Raw genomic sequence first — 2,324 nt, forward strand, 5'->3', positions numbered from 1 at the left:
CTTCGGCCATCACGTAGATGCAATCTGCGTTGCGGATGGTGCTGAGTCGGTGCGCGATGAGGATCAAGGTCTTGCTGCCGCGCAGGTCTTCGATGGAGCGTTGCACGACGGCTTCTGATTCAGAGTCCAGCGCGGAGGTCGCTTCGTCGAAAATCCAGACGGCGGCGTCTCGGTAGAGGGCGCGGGCAATCGCCAGGCGCTGGCGCTGGCCACCCGAGAGCTTGCTGCCGTTGGTGCCGATGTCGGCGTCCATGCCGCCGGGCATGGTCTGTACGTGGTTCCAGAGGTTGGCCGCGCGCAGGCAGCGCTCTACATTGTCGCGATCCAGGCCGTTGGGGCTGGCGTAGGCGATGTTCTGTGCGATGGAGCCTTCAAACAGCACGATGTCTTGCGAGACGACCGCGAAATGGCGCCGCAGGCTGGCGAGCTTGAGCGTGTCGATCGGGGTGCCATCCAGTGTGATGTCGCCTGAGTTGGGGTAAGCAAAGCGCAGCAAGGTGCTGACGACAGTGCTCTTGCCCGCGCCAGAGGAGCCGACCAGGGCGATCGTCTGACCGGCCTGGATGTTCAGATTCAGGCCATCAAGAGCGGGCTGGGTGGCCCCGTCGTACTGCAGTTGGACGTTGTGGAAGGCGATGTTGCCTTGGCAGGTGGGCATTTCGGCCGTGCCGTTGTCGGGCTCGGGTGGGGCGTCCATCAGCTCCAGCGCGCCCTTGAGTGTGATCAATGCATGGCTAAAGGGGGTGTAGATGTCCGTGAGGTGACGCATCGGGGAGATGGTCATCAGCAGTGCCGTGATGAAGGAAACGAACTCGCCAATCGTTGAGGATCCATGACTGGCTTGCCAGATAGCCAGTGTCAGGATGATGGAAACGCCTACCGCAGCCAATACCTGCGTGATTGGCGTGACCAGTGCGCTTGTGGCGACCTGTTTCATCGCTAAGCGACGATGGAATAGCGCAGCCGTTTCAAAACGGCGCAATTCGAAGTCGATGGCGTCGAAGGTGCGAACCACCCGCCAGGCTCGGGCGTTGTCGTCCACGATGGCTACCAGCTTCTGGCCTGCCAGGTAGTGCGCCTCGCCGACGCGACCAAGGCGCTTTCGGATACGGCTGACACTAAAGCCCACCAGTGGCATCGAAATGAAAGCCAGCAAGGTGAGTTGTGGGTTGATGTAGAGCAGGTAGGCGATCAGGAAAATGAGTGTCGACGCGTCGCGCACAAGCGATATCAATGAGCCACCCAGTGCACTGGATGCGCCTTGCGGATCGTTGATGATTTTGGCAACTGCGACGCCTGGGCTGATTGCCGTGAACAGCTTTGAATCGGCTCTCAACATTGCTCGCATGAGGTCGCGCCGCAGATCCAGCGTGATCAGCGAGGTGGCAGAACTCATCACGAAAGTGCCTGCGAAATTGAAGCCCCCGCGGATCATGAACAGGCCAATAACCACGATGGGGATGATCCACAGAGGGTACTTGAGGCCCTCTTGAAATCCCGAGTCGATCAGTTTCTTGAACAGGGCTGGAACGATAGGCTCTACCGCTGAACTCAGAAGGAAAAAGAAGACAGCGGTGATCATCATGCGCTTGTGAGGGCGCGTGTAATGCATCAATCGTTTCTGAGGGGCGGTGATGTCCATGAGGTGCTGCTTGTCTCGGTCCATATGGGGACGGAGCGGGTGATTGGGATGGTTACGCGCTGGGGGCTTATTTAATGGCCTGCAATGGCGAGAACCTTCTGGAGCGCTGAGCGAACCTCGTCCAGGGTTGGTGTTTGATCTTTGCCGCCTAGGCTGATGACCGGCCCTGAGCCGATGAGGCCTGCTAATCCCGGCTCGTGGTCGCAATAAATGCCGACTGTTGGGCGGCCATGCGCGGCGGCGATGTGACTCATGCCAGTATCTAGGCCAACCACGACCTGCGCCTGAGCCAGGGTGTCTGAAGCTTGTTGGACGGATAAAAACGGCGGAACAGTGCCGTCAATCGAGTGAGCGATGTCCATGGCCAATTTGTGCTCAGCAGGACTGCCCCACATCACGGCGACCTGCCAGCCCCTGGTTCTGAGGCTTTGACCAATGGCGATCCAGTTGGCTGTTGGCCAGAGCTTTTCTGGGCGGCTCGCGCAGGGAATCAGTACGGCAAAGGGCGTGCCGGGTTGGGGGGTCCAAGCCTGACTGTTTGCGTGCAGGCCGAAGTCTGCTGGCCCGGGCGGCAGGGGGTAACCCAATACCTGTGCGGCCAGTAGTCTGCAGCGATCAACCGCATGCAACTGGCGCGATACCCGAGCCTTGCGGCTGTAAAACAAAGACGCCAGAGGCTCCC

Annotated in this window: 2 protein-coding genes; both read right to left on the reverse strand. The window is 59.8% G+C overall.

Annotated elements, in window-relative coordinates; translation table 11 throughout:
• Positions 1-1,642 (reverse strand): ABC transporter transmembrane domain-containing protein (locus EPO09_RS18305; RefSeq protein ID WP_290645313.1); only part of this gene is annotated, 1,642 nt, incomplete at its 3' end.
• Positions 1,643-1,713: 71 nt separating this feature from the next.
• Positions 1,714-2,324, reverse strand: a 611-nt coding sequence (locus tag EPO09_RS18310; protein ID WP_290645315.1) for a glycosyltransferase family 9 protein, incomplete at its 5' end; no start/stop codon positions are given.

Source organism: Aquabacterium sp., from assembly GCF_004297345.1.
Taxonomy (GTDB): domain Bacteria; phylum Pseudomonadota; class Gammaproteobacteria; order Burkholderiales; family Burkholderiaceae_C; genus Aquabacterium.